Below are 13,925 nucleotides of genomic sequence, written 5' to 3' on the forward strand. Positions count from 1 at the left end.
TCGGTGTTGACGCACCGAGTGGGACTGCAACTATTTTTATTTTGTTTTGGAATTTGGGTTGGAATATATGACATATCATAAATAAATTTCCTGCTATTTTCTACAAAACGAATGACTGAAAATTATTTGCTCTTATTTTTTAAAAAACGATTTTCTCGATTTTTAAAATTCTTGTTTTCCGTTTTCTTTTTTTCCTTGGATCATAGAATTACAACGCTCCTCCCCGTACCCCCATGACTCACTGAACCCGAAAAAATTCGGCTCGCATATTCATTCCATAGATATTTTATATCATTAAAAAGTTCCACCATTTTTAATAATTTCACATACCAGATTGAACACAAAAAAATGGTTGAAACTTTCGTTCCAACCAACAAATATTTTATAAATTAAACATAAAGATAAATAGATAATAATTGCATTAAGAAACCCTTTTAACTAATCCGACAACCTTTTCTTTAAACTTTTTCACGTCTTCAAGTGAAATACCTAATTCTATTAACTCATTTGGAATAAAAGTCCTATCTAATGCCCACAGAGATAATCTTTCTAGTGCAATTCTTTCATTCCCAAAATTATATAAAAGCTTATATTTACACGTTGTATATTTTTCCTTACTGCTATATTGAGCAAGATAAAAATACCTTTTTCCTCCCGCTGTTTTACTTATTAGATATGCCAAATTGATTCCTCCTGTAATTTTTGTTCTCGAAATTTATACGAACGTATATTCGCGCACACATAAACATGTTCGCATAAATTGTAAAAAAAAGAAAGGAAATTACTAATCTTTTTTAGCTAAATTCTCGTTGTAGTAGTCCATGATGATTTTACTTGCTATTTCATTTTTGTTTCCTAACTCTTCGAATGCCCATATAACTTTTTTGGGGACTTTAACAAATATAGTATCGATTTTGTCTTCTAGTGGTTTTCTTGGTCGTGGCATAATGTCAATATCCTCTATCCCTTTTATTATCAATCTCCATTTCTTTTTTCTTTTTTTATTTTTCACCAGTATAGCAAACGAATAAATCATAATTGCTATTTTTTTAAAGAAATTTTTTCTTCAGATTCATTTTGCTCAGCATAATATCTTTCCCAATACCTTTTACTAGCATCTCTTTCTAAGAAATAATCAATAATCAATCGAAAAACAAACAACACATTACCAATAATCAAAAAAATAGTTAATGGTAAAGGTAATGAACTAAAAATTTCTTTAGAATATTCAATAACACGAAAAAATGAAAATCCATCCATCAAATTTCAAATCCTTATTCACTATATTTTTTTATGAAATCTTCTACAGCAAGTTCTAAAATTAATGATTTATTTCTTTCTAATTTCTTACCTTTCAAGAAATCATCTAATTTAAGTTGAACATCAGTATTTAAAAAGATATTATTTCTTTCTTTTCCTGTTTCTCTTTCTCTAACACGATCATATAAATTTCCATCAACCTGCAAACCAACCTTTTCAAAATCAGCAATCATTTTCTTCAAAATTACTACTTCTTCATTTGAAAATTGTTTACTCGTTGTTGAATTGTTGTTAACTCGTTGTTTACTAGTCGTATGATTGTTGTTAACTTGTCCCTTAATTGTTGTTTGGTTGTCCAAAGGTTGTTCTTCTTTCCTTCTCCACTTATTCGAAACATACTCAAACCCTGATTTCTTAAGCCCTCTACTGACCTTACTATCACTAACACCTAAATCATTAGCAATGTCTTTCACTCTCTCACCCGATTGAATACGCTCAAATATTTTCTCATAATCCATATATTCAACGCTCCTTATATATCATTAAATCTTTATTATATAATATATTATAACACGAAAACAACCACCAAACAACAACTAAGGTAGTTTTTGACAACCACCAAACAACTCTTAAAATAAAAAAATCCTTTTAAATGCCTGTAACATTCAAAGGGATTTTTTTATTAGCTACATGATTCCTTTACTTACAACTGATTTAATCTTTCTGTTGCTGAAGTATGACCATACTTTTGAGACTGTTCGTAATAATGACGAGCTTTTTCTTTCCCATCTGGTATAATCCCGTCCATAAGCTCGTAATATAACCCTAAATTGAAAGAAGCCATAAATGAACCTGTTCCAATTACTCCACCGTTAGAATGATTATCACCGATAGAAAGACATTTTTGATAACTGCTTTCAATTTCATGAATCAAATCAAAACGGTTTTCTGGATCTTGTTGTACATACTCCATATACAGCAAACCTCTTACAAAATAAAAATCAGGGTATTCACTCATCATATAATCCGTCTCATCGATTACATTTAACATTGTGTCATACTGCTTTGCTTCTAATAAAGCATATAAGTAATCAACTACGCCCCCTTTTGTATACGCCCCATCATCCATGTTTTTAAAAAATACAGAAAGATGATATAACCTTTTTTCTAAATCTCCTATATTTCTATACTCTCTGGCAATTTGAAAATTATAATATGGTTCACTTTCTTGTTTCTCGAGAACTTTTAATAAAAGAGGGAGATTCCTACTTGTTTTATCCGTTTTATAATACCCAGCATGATCTATATGAATCGGTACTTTATAATGCTCCAAATCACTGTCTAATTGCTCGTGGACGATACCAGAAAAACGTACATGCCTTGGGAATAACCTAGAAGTATAAATATAAGATTCTTTTTCGCTTCCTTGATATTCAAATTTAGCTGTAGATTTAATAGCTCCTATTCGTTCTGTTTCCATAAATTCCTGAATAATTTCTTTATCAAAATATGTTATTGTTTCATCCGCATCTAACATAATAATCCAGTCACCTGTAGAATATTCAATTGCTTTATTTCTCGCTTCTGAAAAGTTATCATTCCACTCAATATCAACTACACAAACAGAAAGTTTTTCCAAAATACTTTTTGTATTATCCGTTGAACCTGTATCCGCTACTATAATTTCATCAACGTACTCTTTAACATTATTAATACATTTTTCAATATTATTTTCTTCATTTTTCACAATCATTACTAACGATAATTTCATTTGATCACCTATTTAAAATCCCTCTCAATTATTATTAAAATTATATATCCTCTAAATATCAATATATTTATATTAAAAGAATTTAAATGCAATTAATTATACACCTTTTTAAAAAACATTAAGTAGTCTCTAATTAGTTTTTAACAACAACCTGATTTTACTAATGACATGCGTATCAAAAAATATTAAAATAAACTATAGTCAATAAAAAAAATCCTTTTAAGTGCTGGTAACACTCAAAAGGAATATATATGGTTTGGTATTTGGTTTGGTTTATATTTTTATTTAGGATTGAAGGACATAATTCTTTAGTCCGAAATGCCAATAAGCTGTTACTTGTTGAATTTCTTCTGCAATTTCATCTTTTTGGCTTTCATCTATCTGAATTAGGTCTGTGTCCTCTGCTTCCGCATCGGATAAGCCTAATTCTTTTTTTATGTCTTTTAACAATCCACCATAAGCAATCAATCTTGTATATTGCAAAGCATCATCAACTACTTTTACAACCTTCGCTGATTCTTCAATATCATCCAAATTAACAATATCAGTATCTTTAACAGGATATTTCGAAACCTCAAAAACTGCGTTTTGTTCTTCAATTGCATTTTCTATCTCATAAATTGAATCAAAAATACTTTTCTTTTTCTTTTTAGCCTTTACAGGTCTAACATCAACAATCGGATTATAATCGACTTGAATAGCACGTTTCCAAAGGCTCGTCCATTCTGCTTGTTTTATGTAATTCTTCTTAAAATACGAAGGACTAACAGCAATTAAAACATGAAAATGTGGGTGATATGTATTATAATTTGGATTTCTATCCCCTGCTTTAACTCCAATTGAATCATAATATCTTGGATTATTTTTATAACGCTTTTTACTAAGATACTTTTCTTTATCTCTCGTTATCTCTAAACCTCTAAACCAACCTAAATTGGCTTCTTCTATTCGTTTATACCCCATAAACCTATTCCATGATTTCATTAAATGTTTAATAGTATCTTTCAATTCATGTCCTTGAACATTCTTAATAGTTAAAGTTAGAAATATCCACCGTAACCGATGACGTTCATTTGCAACCTCTACAATCTGTTTATTTTGTGTTGCTATTTTTAATGACCTACGCCACGTACACATAGGACAAAGCCTAACCTGACAAAATTGTGCATATGCTAATTTAATTCCTTGATCTAATTTGTTAAAAACTAAAACATTACCACATGTACACATCCGTGTAGCCTTTTTCTCTAATCCTGCTTCTTGAAAAGCTTCCGCCATTTTTATAGAACGTTCCTTCTTTTCCTGCCATGGTATTTCTTTACCGTCAGATTTTCGAACGTCCGATAAAACTGTTAAATTATCGAACTTATTCATGATCGTTATCCTCTCTAAAAAAATTAAAAAGTTTCCACCCTAAAAAATAGGGTTCAACCTTAGAGACACAAGGTATTGCGACCAATTAACTGCGTTGAATTGTTCACAATACGTATCAAGATAAGAAAAAACTATTTGAGCGATGCTCAAATTATTTCTGGGAATCCTCCCCAGACCCCACTTCTAAAATCCATATTCTAATTATAAATGTCTTTTAGAATCCTCGCTTTTTTAAAATTCATAGCGAAGTCACTAAGCTTCTTAAAGGATTTCCCTACGATTCCCTTTTCCTTTTAACAGGCTACTGCAAGCCTCCCTAAATTTCGCCAACAACTCAAAAAAGAGACTAGCAAACTTTTTCTTTTTTGCCTTTTTCATATTCTTTTAGCTTTCTATAAAATGTGGCCTTAGACATACCTACATGTTCCATAAATTCAACTGCGGTAATCTCACCAGATTTCCAAGGCTTATAATACTTTTCCCAATCGCTAGGTATTTTTAAAGATGGTCTACCAAACTTCACACCTTTTTCCTTAGCAACTGCAATGCCTTCAGCTTGTCTAGTTTTAATTTCCTTACGCTCTTTTTCAGCAAATGCCGTTAACATTGTAAGAATAATCTTCTGGATTGCTCGTTTCATAACATCATCAGAATCATTATTCGTATTAATCATTGGTTCTTCTATAAAACATAGATTAATTCCATTTTCAACGAACCACTCATATTCCTTCATTGTATCGTTCATATTTCGCCCCATACGAGTAATAGAATCAAATACAACCGTATCCCCTTCTCTTACCATTTGCTTCAATAGTCGATAGCTAGGACGCTCAAAATTCTTACCACTAACTTTATCAACGAACAAATCTCGTTCATTAATTCCTCTGTCTAGCATTTTCTTAATCTGTCTATCTTCTTTTTGGTCTTTCGAAGACACTCGAATATAACCAAACGTTTTCATGTCTCATAACTCCTAACATCTTTTTGATACGTTTATTCTATAATCACCGTCTCAAAAAGTCAACATCTTTTTATATACGTTTCTAAATATAGAAATATACTTTATGATACCAAAAAACCCCTACTTTCATAGGGTTGCTTTTTCGTATCATAAAGTATACTTTTTTAAACAAATTTAAATTTCTTTAAAAATTCCAATCTTTCTTTTTCCAACTCTTTAATTTTATTTAATCTTTCCTCTAAATCTTGTTGATTTTTAGAATCACTAATTCTCGAATAAGCACGTAATATTAAAGTGTTTAAGTGAAATACCTTTTCTTGAAATCCTACATAATCCATTCCACTTTCTTTCAATCCATTTTCGAAATCAATTGCATTTAACATTATCTCTCTCCCTTTCTAGCACCCTTTATTGCGTTATAAACACAATCACAAGCCCACAAACACATAAGAGCAATTAACATAACAATATATCCCTTTGTCGTTATCATTTCTTCACCTTCTTCCAAACTAGATTCATTAAGTCATAGACTTCAAATAACAAAACCAACCCAACTCCCAAACATGCAAATATCATTTTAAAGCCCCCTTATCCGCTGTATTGGACGAAAATATAAACAATGAACCAAAGTACTGCGGTAAACGAAAAATACAATACAGTCGTTTCAAAGGCGTCTGACTTAATTATCTCTTTCAAGCTAATCCCTCCTTTTCAGATTGGTCTATAAAAAACATACTTACAACAAACGCACCTAACAGAATCCCACCTACAAACAACGATAATTCATACATATTACCTACCCCTTATTGTTCGGATTTTAATTTTAGGATCATAAGATTTTTACACGGCTGCCATTACATTTTCTGTTTTACTTACGAACTATAATTTAATTCTTGAATGTATTCTTCGAGTTTTCTTTTTTCATTTCTAGTTAATTCATTTGGATGCATCATGAAATATGAATTACGTCCAACTTTTACCTTTTTATCGTGTCCGAATTGTTTGGCTCTACGCCAATTCATGCAATCCAAAGGAACTAAGATACAATCAAATTTCCTCGCCATTGATTCAGCAAGCTGTAACTGTTTATAGTGCGCAAATTCCTGGTACAACTTCGCAAAACGCACCACTGGAAGGCTTGGCGTGAAATATAAAAGGTTTCTTGGGTCTTTATCTTTAAATGTATTTGGTAAAACTGAATACTCGGCAATCATTTTTATGCTCCCTTCTTATCTAAACGAACTTTCTTCTTTCTTGATCTGTCATGTATCTCTTCTAATGTTTCAAAGAATGCCTTAGATTCTCTTTCATTCGGTGGTAACGGGAAAGATTGAACCATTGCATAAGTGTCATATAAATTTTGAGCAAAATATTTCTTAGCCGTACTCATTGGAAGAAATGTCTTATTCAAAAATTCCCCCGTTTGATAATCTGTAAAACGTAATGAAAAACCTTTCTTACCGATTTTACGAACATCAACTAGCACTTCTACGATCTGTCTAATACGACTATCCACGTTTTGAATAGATGGCGAGCAATACATTTGTATACTCTTCATCTTTCTTGTGAACATCATGACTTCTGTCGCAATGATAGAGCCATGCTGTGCCCATTTCCGGTTACTAAAAGCCATTTGACACTCGTCCCATGTGCAAATACTTCCTTGTGCTTCAGCTACCTCGTACCAATCCGTATAGTTAGTCATTGGGTACGAATCTTTCAAACCGTAATTAGAGAAAAGTTTTATATTCGCCCCCTTTTCCGCCGCCTTCTGTTTCCAATAATGCGCTAGAACTGACATAATAAACGTCTTCCCTGCCCCTAAAGGACCTTGTATAAACATATGATGCATTTACTTCTTACCTACCTTTTCCGCCATCACAATTGGTTTTGGTGGCTTTGGTATTAATGCTTCGATTGTCTTAATAAAGTAATCTGGGTCAGCAACATGAACTTTACTTTTCATAATAAATTCTATGATCGGCTCATATGGATTTTCTTCACCATGAAGATATGCATTCTCTCCCAACTTCCTTAGCAAGATAATGCCCCGTATTTGTGCTTCTTGCATTTCTTGGGCATTCCCCTGCATTTCCTCCAATACTTGCTTTACATCGCTTATATGTTGGAGTTCTGGGAATAGATTGTCTGTAATAACACTTTGTAACGTTTCAGCGTTGTTACTCATTGAAATTCACCCCTTATTTACTCTGCTGATATGTTTGAGTCGGTACTTGTTGCGGTTCTGCTTTATTCGAACAACTCGTTGCACCAAACACGATAATACACAACACAATAACCCCGAATAACGCCATTTTCGTATAATCCATTGCACTTTCTACTGGCTTTGGTTTGTATTGTGTAATCTTAGTAAGAACTATGCTTTTCTCTAGTTCCGCCAACCTTCTTGTCTCTTGAATAGACTTAGAAGGCGCTCTATAAAAGAAGTTCCGCCCTGTTACACTGTTTGTTACTTCGCAATCTTCCAAAGGGATCATGTATTCACCATTAACAAATATTTTCCCGTCCGAAATCTCACTAATACGTTTAATATCACTTGTCTTATTGTCATTATCAAAAACAATCGCTACATCATTTGTTTCTGGGAAGAAATCTTCCTCTTTCAACTTTTGCCTACTAAACTTACTAAAATTCAACATCCCTTTACACCTACCCTATAACGCTTGTATGCTTTGTTTTTCTTTTCCTGTTGTAAATCTTCATCGCTATAAAAAATACCGTCATAACACCAAATGAAGCGCCTAAACTAAGCACGTACATATATACAAATGCTTCTACCACCACTTAACACCTTCCTTAGCACTGTAATAAACTCTCATAAGCGACCTAAAAATGATTAATCCCCCTAAAAGAGTGACAGAACCCAAAATAGATGTAATGAGAGTTTGCCAAACTGTTGGCATATCTCCAAAGACTGATAAATACTTACCTACGTTGATTCCTTGCGCTGTTACCATGTTTATTCCTTGCAACTTCTCAATACATAAATCTAAAAAGCTAACGATTGGGTCAAAAATAGAATCAATAAACGACCTTAATTTCGCCTTTATCCCCACATCAATCACCGCCTACTCGTATAGATGAAATTAACTTCATCGCTGAAATTGCGGTGAAAAACCACAAGATAAACAGCATGATATAAGCAACAGAATTCAATTGCATCGACTCTGCGATACCGAATACTTTTCCTATCATCGACGAATATCCATGACCAGAAGAACCAGGAGTAAAATGTAAACTCGCTAAAGTTTTACCGAACCCGACAACCAACGACCATAATAACTTTGCTGTCTGGAAAATGAGCGTAAACACTTTAACGATTACGACACCAACCATATAAAAGAAATATAAAATAGCATCTAAAATATCTAAGAATACTTGTATAACGTTTAAAATCGCATCTATAAAGGGTTTGAAGAGATTATAAATAAACTCTCCAATCCACTTTATACAGTCCCACAAAAGCCCAAACAGCTTTTTAAACGCACCGCCAATTACACCCATTACTTACGGAAACCTGTTGCCGTATAAAACAGAACAATAAGTTTATCAGCCAACATTAATACACTAAGTACAAATACAAGAGGTGCTAAATACGGCATCATTTTCATAAAAATCGTTGCCATTACTGCATCAAACAATAAAGTCATTTCTTTTCACCCTTTTTCTTATGATCCAGGACTGCTTGTACAATTAACTTTTTCAATGGCTTAAACCATATCACCGCAAGACCTACTAAAATAAACGGCGACAACCATAATACAATCGTTCCCGATGTTTTAAGAAACTCCATTGCTGTTAAAGGAGGTTTCAAATCATATTCAATCGTTGTTGCATTTTTTGATGGCGATTCACTAACAGCTTCGCTCTTATTTCCTTCTTTATCCAATAAATTAACAGCGCTTATTTGAACACTATATTTCTTATCATTTTCAAGATTATTTAATATCAATTTATTAGAAGGTAACAATTCATTAGTTATCTTCTTCCCGTCAATATAAACGTTATACCCCTTTAAATTTGGAGAACTAACAGATTCCCAATTAATTATCAAACTCCCATTTTGAGGTGTTACATACACATTTTTAGGAGGGTCAATTAAAGAAATTAAAGTATTTGCTTTTACACTAACACCCTTCGATTCCGCTTTATTCTGGTCTATCGACTTGACTGTAAACACATAACTCGCATTTTCCTTCAAACCCTCAACAGCAAAAGAATTAACTGTATTATCGAGTTCCGTTATTAACGTATTATCACGATAAATTCTAACTCCCTTAAAGTTCGCTTCTTTTTCAGGATTCTTCCAAGTCAAAGTCACTTTTTTCATTTCTGGATTCGCTTTTAAATTAGATACATCAGAAACAAGTCCATCATCACCATATACATAGACCGAACTAATTCTTACACTATCTCTACCAGTATTCCCAACACTTACATACCTTGCTCTAACACCCGAAACTTGAACTAAATTCGATGGACCATCAAATTTCTCTTGTTTTATAAAACGAAAATTACTATCGTAGAAAGCTATATAAGAAAATTGAACACCACCTTGAGCCGAATAAGAATAACTACTTACACTTATTTCTTCTCCCAAATCAGCGATTATTTCTTTCTCAAATAAATAATTATATGATCGTTCTCTATCTTTTTTAAAAGTATATTCTGGGCTAAACGATTTCTCGAAAAATTGCTTTTTCCCAAGATAATCAATTTCTTTCGCACTAGCAAAGTTAGGAATAGATAAAACCGTCACAACCGCAAGTGATACCATCAATATGCATTTTTTTAAGAACAATAGATTCACTCCTTTTGTAAAACATCCATCCCCAAACCCCTTATCCAAGGGGCTTCCCTCGGCGGTAGCCAGCCCAAAACGTACTGCGTTTTGAGGACTGCAAGAGGGTCTTTGTATAGATGCCCTGTCAACTCCTTAATGCTCACTACGTTCCGCTTACCGTTGACAGGTACATTATGTATCCCTCCCCCGTTTAAAAGCTGCCAGCGAAGTTTTAAGACACTAATTTCTCCAATTGAATGAATAGGTTGTTTGTATGCTCAAAATATTGCTTCATACTCTCTATTTTCTTCTTTTCTTCTTCACTCAAATCATGAGTCTCCCCAAGATTCCCTACGAATCCCGAAAACTCGCTATTTAACACTTGTAACGCTTGATACTCTTTCTTTAATTTCCGCTTAGAAACTGCCTTCATAATCCCAATCCTCTCTACAAAAATGTTTTAGCAATTTTAAAAGCGTCATAATACTTCTTCCCCACTTCAATTTCGACCACTTTATCAAATTTAACGTTCACACCAGTTACTTTTATTTTTTCATCACTTTCTTTTTCGACTACCAGATTTACATCAATAACTTTTTTTATTGATTCCGGTAATCTTCCATGAACAAATGATGCAATCAAAATGATTATATTTTGTTCCTCAACATCTTCAAGAAAGGTACATACTCTTTCCATATCACTATTTAACACACGATCAAACTCATCAAAACAAACAATATAAGGTTTCTCAGAATCTATATTTCTAAACGAATTCAAGTCATTTACACCCAGACTATTTGCAAGTCCATAATTACTAAATAACTCACCATTTAATTCTTCTTTCAATTCACTAGCAATCGTTGACATTACTAGTGTTTTGCCCGCTCCAATTTTCCCTTGCACACAAATCACTTTTCTTTTGTTTTCTGTATTATTTAATAAATTTTTCATATCTCTCATTCTCCTTTTTTAACCTGAACCATCTGGGTCTTCTGGGTGTCGCTTGTAATTCCCGAACGAACCAGACGGATTATTTGGTTTTGGTGGGTCTAAATCAATATTTGGTTTTGGTGGTTTTGAACTTTCTTCATTTGGCTTTGGTGGTTTTCCCAAATCCTCTTTTGGTTTCGGTGGCTTCCCTGTGTCGTCCTTAGGTTTCGGGAAACCGCTATCCCCTTCATTCGGTTTTGGTGGTTTTATTTCATCTGGTTTTGGTTTTGGTGGGTCTTTTGGCTTCTCTTTATCTTTTGGTATTGGTTTTTCTTGTGGTTTTGGTTCTTTTGGTTTATTTTTCCCCCACTCACTCGGCGTTGTTTCACCGGGCTTTGGCATTTCATCGGGTAAATCGGGCAAATTGTCCATTGGGTCTTTTATATCGAACCCCCCAGACTTATCTTCCTCGAACTTTATTTCTGGCGCACCGTCCTTTATGTCATCCTTTGTAAATTTCGATTTTTCTAGATCAGGATTCTCTTTAAATTCTGGTTGGCGACCATCTAATCCCTTATTATCTGTTTTTGGGATTTGCGGTGGTGGTTTTGGTGGGTCTGGCGCTTCTCCTAACATATCTTTTATATCTTTAGTTAGTTTTGGACTAATCTTGTCCGCAAACGTATCAGCAACCTTGTCCCAATCCGGAACAGGTGGTATTTTGTTGCTAATCTCATTCAATTTATCTTTTATATCTTGTAAATCTTTATTAATATTGTTGTTATTTCCGCCACCATTGTTATTATTGCCATCTCCCTTACCTTCCTCCTTCGGCTCTTCTATATCACCCGAACCATGTGGTTTATCAGGTAACTTTTCATTTGTACAAATACCATCATTCTTATTGTCAAAATCCGCATAATCGTTAGGGTCAAAATTTTCTGGTGGCAATTCGTAGTACTTAGCCATATCCCCCGTATATTGCGTAATTCCTCCGCCAATACCATTTTCAGATAATCCCTTTAAAGTAAAACGTACATAACCTTTAACTTTACCATTATGGAAAATATAAAATGCATACGTTCCATTTTCCATCCAATTAATTTCGAACTCATTTTTTTCTTGACCAGGTCGTGTCCATTTTTTCTTACCGATGTTAAACGTACAATCACTAACAAGCATTAATTCACTCAACTGGAATTTAGCTATTTTATCAGCATCATTCACCCTTATAACAATCTTATATCTATCATATACGAACCCTTTATCCTCAATCGAAACACCTTTACTACCTAAAAGCTGAAATGATGGCCCATCAGCAAATACCGAACCTACTCGCACAAACAAAGATAAAACCATTGCAAGACACATTAATAATTTGTTCCATGTGGTTTTACGTATCATTTAAAAAGTTGCACCTTTCTATCTAAAAAAAAGGCGCACATACGCCTTTTCTATTTTTATTTGCTACTTACTTGCACGTGCCGCCAATGCCGCGCGAGCTAAACCGAATAGTTTAGGCGCAAACACAACCGCAAGACCAATTAAAATAAATTCCTTATATTGTGTAACAATTGACATTGCTGAACCAATTAAATCCGCACCTGTAAAACCTACCGCTGTTTTTGAAAAATCAACCATGTTGAAAACCTCCATTTTTTTAATTTATATTTCACTAGCAAAATGCTAGAGAATGTCATTTGTAATGATAGTATTCATATTCATCATCATCTTCGTCTTCGTCTTCAATTCTTCGCCTTTTAGTTATAGCGCCAACAATTCCAACTATCAGAAGAGCCACAGCCCCACAAGCGAAATACACCATGTTTAACGATGCGCCATAAAACACAAAATACTTAACTGTATTCCAGAAATCCGCTAGGGTATCCCCTGATAGAAATGTTTCATACTCTGGTAGTTTCATGAATTATTTCTTCTTCTGCATAACCGCTGCTATTACTCCACCGATTAAAAGACAAACTGCCGAAATGGCGATAACGATCATAACGAAAGACGAATTCATTTTAAAAAGCATTCCAAAAGTGTTCCAAAAAAAATCCCAATCATAAACATTACTTAACAACTATTCCAACTCCCCTACTCCTCTGCTTTTTTACTTCTTTCATATATCCCTATCAAAGTGAACACAACAGAGTAAAGAACAGCAAAACTTATAATGATAAAAACAACGTCTGGATTACCTGCAAAAACTTTAAACGCTTGTAAAACAAGTCCTCCTATTTCCATTTTTCTGCTCCCCTTGTAATAATGTTCATACTTATAATTGCGACTGGGTAGAGTAGAAAACATACCAGAAAGGCTAAGAAATATAAGATTGCTATGTCTTTTGGTGTCCCTAGTAGAACTTGATACATTTAAAATCTCCCCTTGATATTAGTGAAAACCATAACGAATAGTATAAGAACAAGTAGAGTCGATATAATCACATCTCCAAGTGTCATCGTATGGCTTACCACAATGTTTCCAGCATCCGTATTTACCAACGTTTCGTTCAACTGTCTCACCTCATTTAACAAAATAAAAAGGACAAGTCTGTCTTCTTAATGTCAAAAGAAGGCATACTTGTCCTGTTATACGTATACATCTAAAAACATGCATATACATACACATACGAAATGTGTATAATAGCACGTAGATAGTTGTAGTGAGCGTTTGCTCGGTTGTGAAGTATTTGCCTACTTCGTAATCCCTGCTCGGTGTTGACGCACCGAGTGGGACTGCAACTATTTTTATTTTGTTTTGGAATTTGGGTTGGAATATATGACATATCATAAATAAATTTCCTGCTATTTTCTACAAAACGA

General features: G+C 33.6%; 24 protein-coding genes. All 24 read right to left on the bottom strand.

Going from position 1 to position 13,925, the window contains the following annotated elements; all coding sequences use genetic code 11:
- Positions 1-421: 421 nt before the first annotated feature.
- A complete protein-coding gene (locus ACTFR3_RS29925) occupies positions 422-682 on the bottom strand; it encodes a hypothetical protein (RefSeq protein ID WP_329376318.1) in 261 nt (86 codons plus the stop codon).
- A gap of 102 nt (positions 683-784) precedes the next feature.
- Complete coding sequence (locus ACTFR3_RS29930) at positions 785-946, bottom strand: hypothetical protein (protein ID WP_175574676.1); 162 nt, start codon at positions 944-946, stop codon at positions 785-787.
- 95 nt (positions 947-1,041) lie between these two features.
- Positions 1,042-1,260, bottom strand: coding sequence for a hypothetical protein (locus ACTFR3_RS29935; RefSeq protein WP_000348623.1), 219 nt, complete (start codon positions 1,258-1,260; stop codon positions 1,042-1,044).
- A 14-nt stretch (positions 1,261-1,274) separates the two neighbouring features.
- Positions 1,275-1,778, bottom strand: coding sequence for a hypothetical protein (locus ACTFR3_RS29940; protein ID WP_329376323.1), 504 nt, complete (start codon positions 1,776-1,778; stop codon positions 1,275-1,277).
- 185 nt (positions 1,779-1,963) lie between these two features.
- Positions 1,964-3,031: a glycosyltransferase family 2 protein gene (locus ACTFR3_RS29945; RefSeq protein WP_329376325.1), complete on the bottom strand. Its 1,068-nt coding sequence runs from the start codon at positions 3,029-3,031 to the stop codon at positions 1,964-1,966.
- 285 nt (positions 3,032-3,316) lie between these two features.
- Positions 3,317-4,405 (bottom strand): protein rep, encoded by a 1,089-nt coding sequence (locus ACTFR3_RS29950; protein ID WP_329376327.1) that lies wholly within the window; start codon positions 4,403-4,405, stop codon positions 3,317-3,319.
- A 346-nt stretch (positions 4,406-4,751) separates the two neighbouring features.
- Positions 4,752-5,366 carry a recombinase family protein gene (locus tag ACTFR3_RS29955; RefSeq protein WP_329376285.1) on the bottom strand — a complete coding sequence of 205 codons (615 nt, stop codon included), beginning with the start codon at positions 5,364-5,366 and terminating at the stop codon, positions 4,752-4,754.
- A gap of 164 nt (positions 5,367-5,530) precedes the next feature.
- Positions 5,531-5,749: a hypothetical protein gene (locus tag ACTFR3_RS29960; protein WP_329376287.1), complete on the bottom strand. Its 219-nt coding sequence runs from the start codon at positions 5,747-5,749 to the stop codon at positions 5,531-5,533.
- Between the two features lie 489 nt (positions 5,750-6,238).
- A complete protein-coding gene (locus tag ACTFR3_RS29965) occupies positions 6,239-6,580 on the bottom strand; it encodes a hypothetical protein (protein WP_017762632.1) in 342 nt (113 codons plus the stop codon).
- Positions 6,581-6,582: 2 nt separating this feature from the next.
- Complete coding sequence (locus ACTFR3_RS29970; protein ID WP_329376291.1) at positions 6,583-7,218, bottom strand: zonular occludens toxin domain-containing protein; 636 nt, start codon at positions 7,216-7,218, stop codon at positions 6,583-6,585.
- Positions 7,219-7,554 (bottom strand): hypothetical protein, encoded by a 336-nt coding sequence (locus tag ACTFR3_RS29975; RefSeq protein WP_329376293.1) that lies wholly within the window; start codon positions 7,552-7,554, stop codon positions 7,219-7,221.
- A gap of 13 nt (positions 7,555-7,567) precedes the next feature.
- Positions 7,568-8,026 carry a hypothetical protein gene (locus tag ACTFR3_RS29980; protein ID WP_017762635.1) on the bottom strand — a complete coding sequence of 153 codons (459 nt, stop codon included), beginning with the start codon at positions 8,024-8,026 and terminating at the stop codon, positions 7,568-7,570.
- A 135-nt stretch (positions 8,027-8,161) separates the two neighbouring features.
- Positions 8,162-8,443 (bottom strand): hypothetical protein, encoded by a 282-nt coding sequence (locus ACTFR3_RS29985; protein ID WP_017762637.1) that lies wholly within the window; start codon positions 8,441-8,443, stop codon positions 8,162-8,164.
- A gap of 1 nt (position 8,444) precedes the next feature.
- Positions 8,445-8,891, bottom strand: coding sequence for a hypothetical protein (locus ACTFR3_RS29990; protein WP_329376296.1), 447 nt, complete (start codon positions 8,889-8,891; stop codon positions 8,445-8,447).
- Positions 8,891-9,037, bottom strand: coding sequence for a hypothetical protein (locus ACTFR3_RS29995; protein WP_329376298.1), 147 nt, complete (start codon positions 9,035-9,037; stop codon positions 8,891-8,893). The genes ACTFR3_RS29990 and ACTFR3_RS29995 overlap by 1 nt, the downstream gene beginning before the upstream one ends.
- Positions 9,034-10,188 (bottom strand): fibronectin type III domain-containing protein, encoded by a 1,155-nt coding sequence (locus ACTFR3_RS30000; RefSeq protein WP_440039041.1) that lies wholly within the window; start codon positions 10,186-10,188, stop codon positions 9,034-9,036. Before ACTFR3_RS30000 ends, ACTFR3_RS29995 begins: the two co-directional genes overlap by 4 nt.
- Positions 10,189-10,402: 214 nt before the next feature.
- Positions 10,403-10,603 carry a hypothetical protein gene (locus ACTFR3_RS30005; protein ID WP_329376302.1) on the bottom strand — a complete coding sequence of 67 codons (201 nt, stop codon included), beginning with the start codon at positions 10,601-10,603 and terminating at the stop codon, positions 10,403-10,405.
- Positions 10,604-10,617: 14 nt separating this feature from the next.
- Positions 10,618-11,121, bottom strand: a complete 504-nt coding sequence (locus ACTFR3_RS30010; RefSeq protein WP_329376304.1) for an AAA family ATPase — start codon at positions 11,119-11,121, stop codon at positions 10,618-10,620.
- Between the two features lie 18 nt (positions 11,122-11,139).
- A complete protein-coding gene (locus tag ACTFR3_RS30015) occupies positions 11,140-12,504 on the bottom strand; it encodes a hypothetical protein (RefSeq protein WP_329376306.1) in 1,365 nt (454 codons plus the stop codon).
- Between the two features lie 63 nt (positions 12,505-12,567).
- Entirely contained in the window at positions 12,568-12,741 is a 174-nt protein-coding gene (locus ACTFR3_RS30020; protein ID WP_329376308.1) for a hypothetical protein, read from the bottom strand.
- A gap of 55 nt (positions 12,742-12,796) precedes the next feature.
- A complete protein-coding gene (locus ACTFR3_RS30025; RefSeq protein ID WP_329376310.1) occupies positions 12,797-13,024 on the bottom strand; it encodes a hypothetical protein in 228 nt (75 codons plus the stop codon).
- Positions 13,025-13,027: 3 nt separating this feature from the next.
- Positions 13,028-13,183 carry a hypothetical protein gene (locus ACTFR3_RS30030; RefSeq protein ID WP_042888004.1) on the bottom strand — a complete coding sequence of 52 codons (156 nt, stop codon included), beginning with the start codon at positions 13,181-13,183 and terminating at the stop codon, positions 13,028-13,030.
- A 14-nt stretch (positions 13,184-13,197) separates the two neighbouring features.
- Positions 13,198-13,347, bottom strand: coding sequence for a hypothetical protein (locus ACTFR3_RS30035; protein ID WP_176330822.1), 150 nt, complete (start codon positions 13,345-13,347; stop codon positions 13,198-13,200).
- Between the two features lie 128 nt (positions 13,348-13,475).
- Positions 13,476-13,616, bottom strand: coding sequence for a hypothetical protein (locus ACTFR3_RS30040; RefSeq protein WP_154213773.1), 141 nt, complete (start codon positions 13,614-13,616; stop codon positions 13,476-13,478).
- Positions 13,617-13,925: the final 309 nt, after the last annotated feature.

Source organism: Bacillus cereus group sp. MYBK14-1, assembly GCF_051916885.1.
In the GTDB taxonomy this organism is placed as follows: Bacteria; Bacillota; Bacilli; order Bacillales; family Bacillaceae_G; genus Bacillus_A; species Bacillus_A cereus.

What these genes read in the sequence shown, in the direction of transcription:
- ACTFR3_RS29930 (WP_175574676.1), bottom strand. Translation starts at nt 946, where the DNA reads ATGCCACGACCAAGAAAACCACTAGAAGACAAAATCGATACTATATTT.
- ACTFR3_RS29935 (WP_000348623.1), bottom strand. Translation starts at nt 1,260, where the DNA reads ATGGATGGATTTTCATTTTTTCGTGTTATTGAATATTCTAAAGAAATT.
- ACTFR3_RS29945 (WP_329376325.1), bottom strand. Translation starts at nt 3,031, where the DNA reads ATGAAATTATCGTTAGTAATGATTGTGAAAAATGAAGAAAATAATATT.
- ACTFR3_RS30015 (WP_329376306.1), bottom strand. Translation starts at nt 12,504, where the DNA reads ATGATACGTAAAACCACATGGAACAAATTATTAATGTGTCTTGCAATG.
- ACTFR3_RS29970 (WP_329376291.1), bottom strand. Translation starts at nt 7,218, where the DNA reads ATGCATCATATGTTTATACAAGGTCCTTTAGGGGCAGGGAAGACGTTT.
- ACTFR3_RS29940 (WP_329376323.1), bottom strand. Translation starts at nt 1,778, where the DNA reads ATGGATTATGAGAAAATATTTGAGCGTATTCAATCGGGTGAGAGAGTG.
- ACTFR3_RS29980 (WP_017762635.1), bottom strand. Translation starts at nt 8,026, where the DNA reads ATGTTGAATTTTAGTAAGTTTAGTAGGCAAAAGTTGAAAGAGGAAGAT.
- ACTFR3_RS30020 (WP_329376308.1), bottom strand. Translation starts at nt 12,741, where the DNA reads ATGGTTGATTTTTCAAAAACAGCGGTAGGTTTTACAGGTGCGGATTTA.
- ACTFR3_RS30005 (WP_329376302.1), bottom strand. Translation starts at nt 10,603, where the DNA reads ATGAAGGCAGTTTCTAAGCGGAAATTAAAGAAAGAGTATCAAGCGTTA.
- ACTFR3_RS29955 (WP_329376285.1), bottom strand. Translation starts at nt 5,366, where the DNA reads ATGAAAACGTTTGGTTATATTCGAGTGTCTTCGAAAGACCAAAAAGAA.
- ACTFR3_RS30010 (WP_329376304.1), bottom strand. Translation starts at nt 11,121, where the DNA reads ATGAAAAATTTATTAAATAATACAGAAAACAAAAGAAAAGTGATTTGT.
- ACTFR3_RS29950 (WP_329376327.1), bottom strand. Translation starts at nt 4,405, where the DNA reads ATGAATAAGTTCGATAATTTAACAGTTTTATCGGACGTTCGAAAATCT.
- ACTFR3_RS29965 (WP_017762632.1), bottom strand. Translation starts at nt 6,580, where the DNA reads ATGATTGCCGAGTATTCAGTTTTACCAAATACATTTAAAGATAAAGAC.
- ACTFR3_RS29975 (WP_329376293.1), bottom strand. Translation starts at nt 7,554, where the DNA reads ATGAGTAACAACGCTGAAACGTTACAAAGTGTTATTACAGACAATCTA.
- ACTFR3_RS29990 (WP_329376296.1), bottom strand. Translation starts at nt 8,891, where the DNA reads ATGGGTGTAATTGGCGGTGCGTTTAAAAAGCTGTTTGGGCTTTTGTGG.
- ACTFR3_RS30025 (WP_329376310.1), bottom strand. Translation starts at nt 13,024, where the DNA reads ATGAAACTACCAGAGTATGAAACATTTCTATCAGGGGATACCCTAGCG.
- ACTFR3_RS30035 (WP_176330822.1), bottom strand. Translation starts at nt 13,347, where the DNA reads ATGGAAATAGGAGGACTTGTTTTACAAGCGTTTAAAGTTTTTGCAGGT.
- ACTFR3_RS29960 (WP_329376287.1), bottom strand. Translation starts at nt 5,749, where the DNA reads ATGTTAAATGCAATTGATTTCGAAAATGGATTGAAAGAAAGTGGAATG.
- ACTFR3_RS29995 (WP_329376298.1), bottom strand. Translation starts at nt 9,037, where the DNA reads ATGACTTTATTGTTTGATGCAGTAATGGCAACGATTTTTATGAAAATG.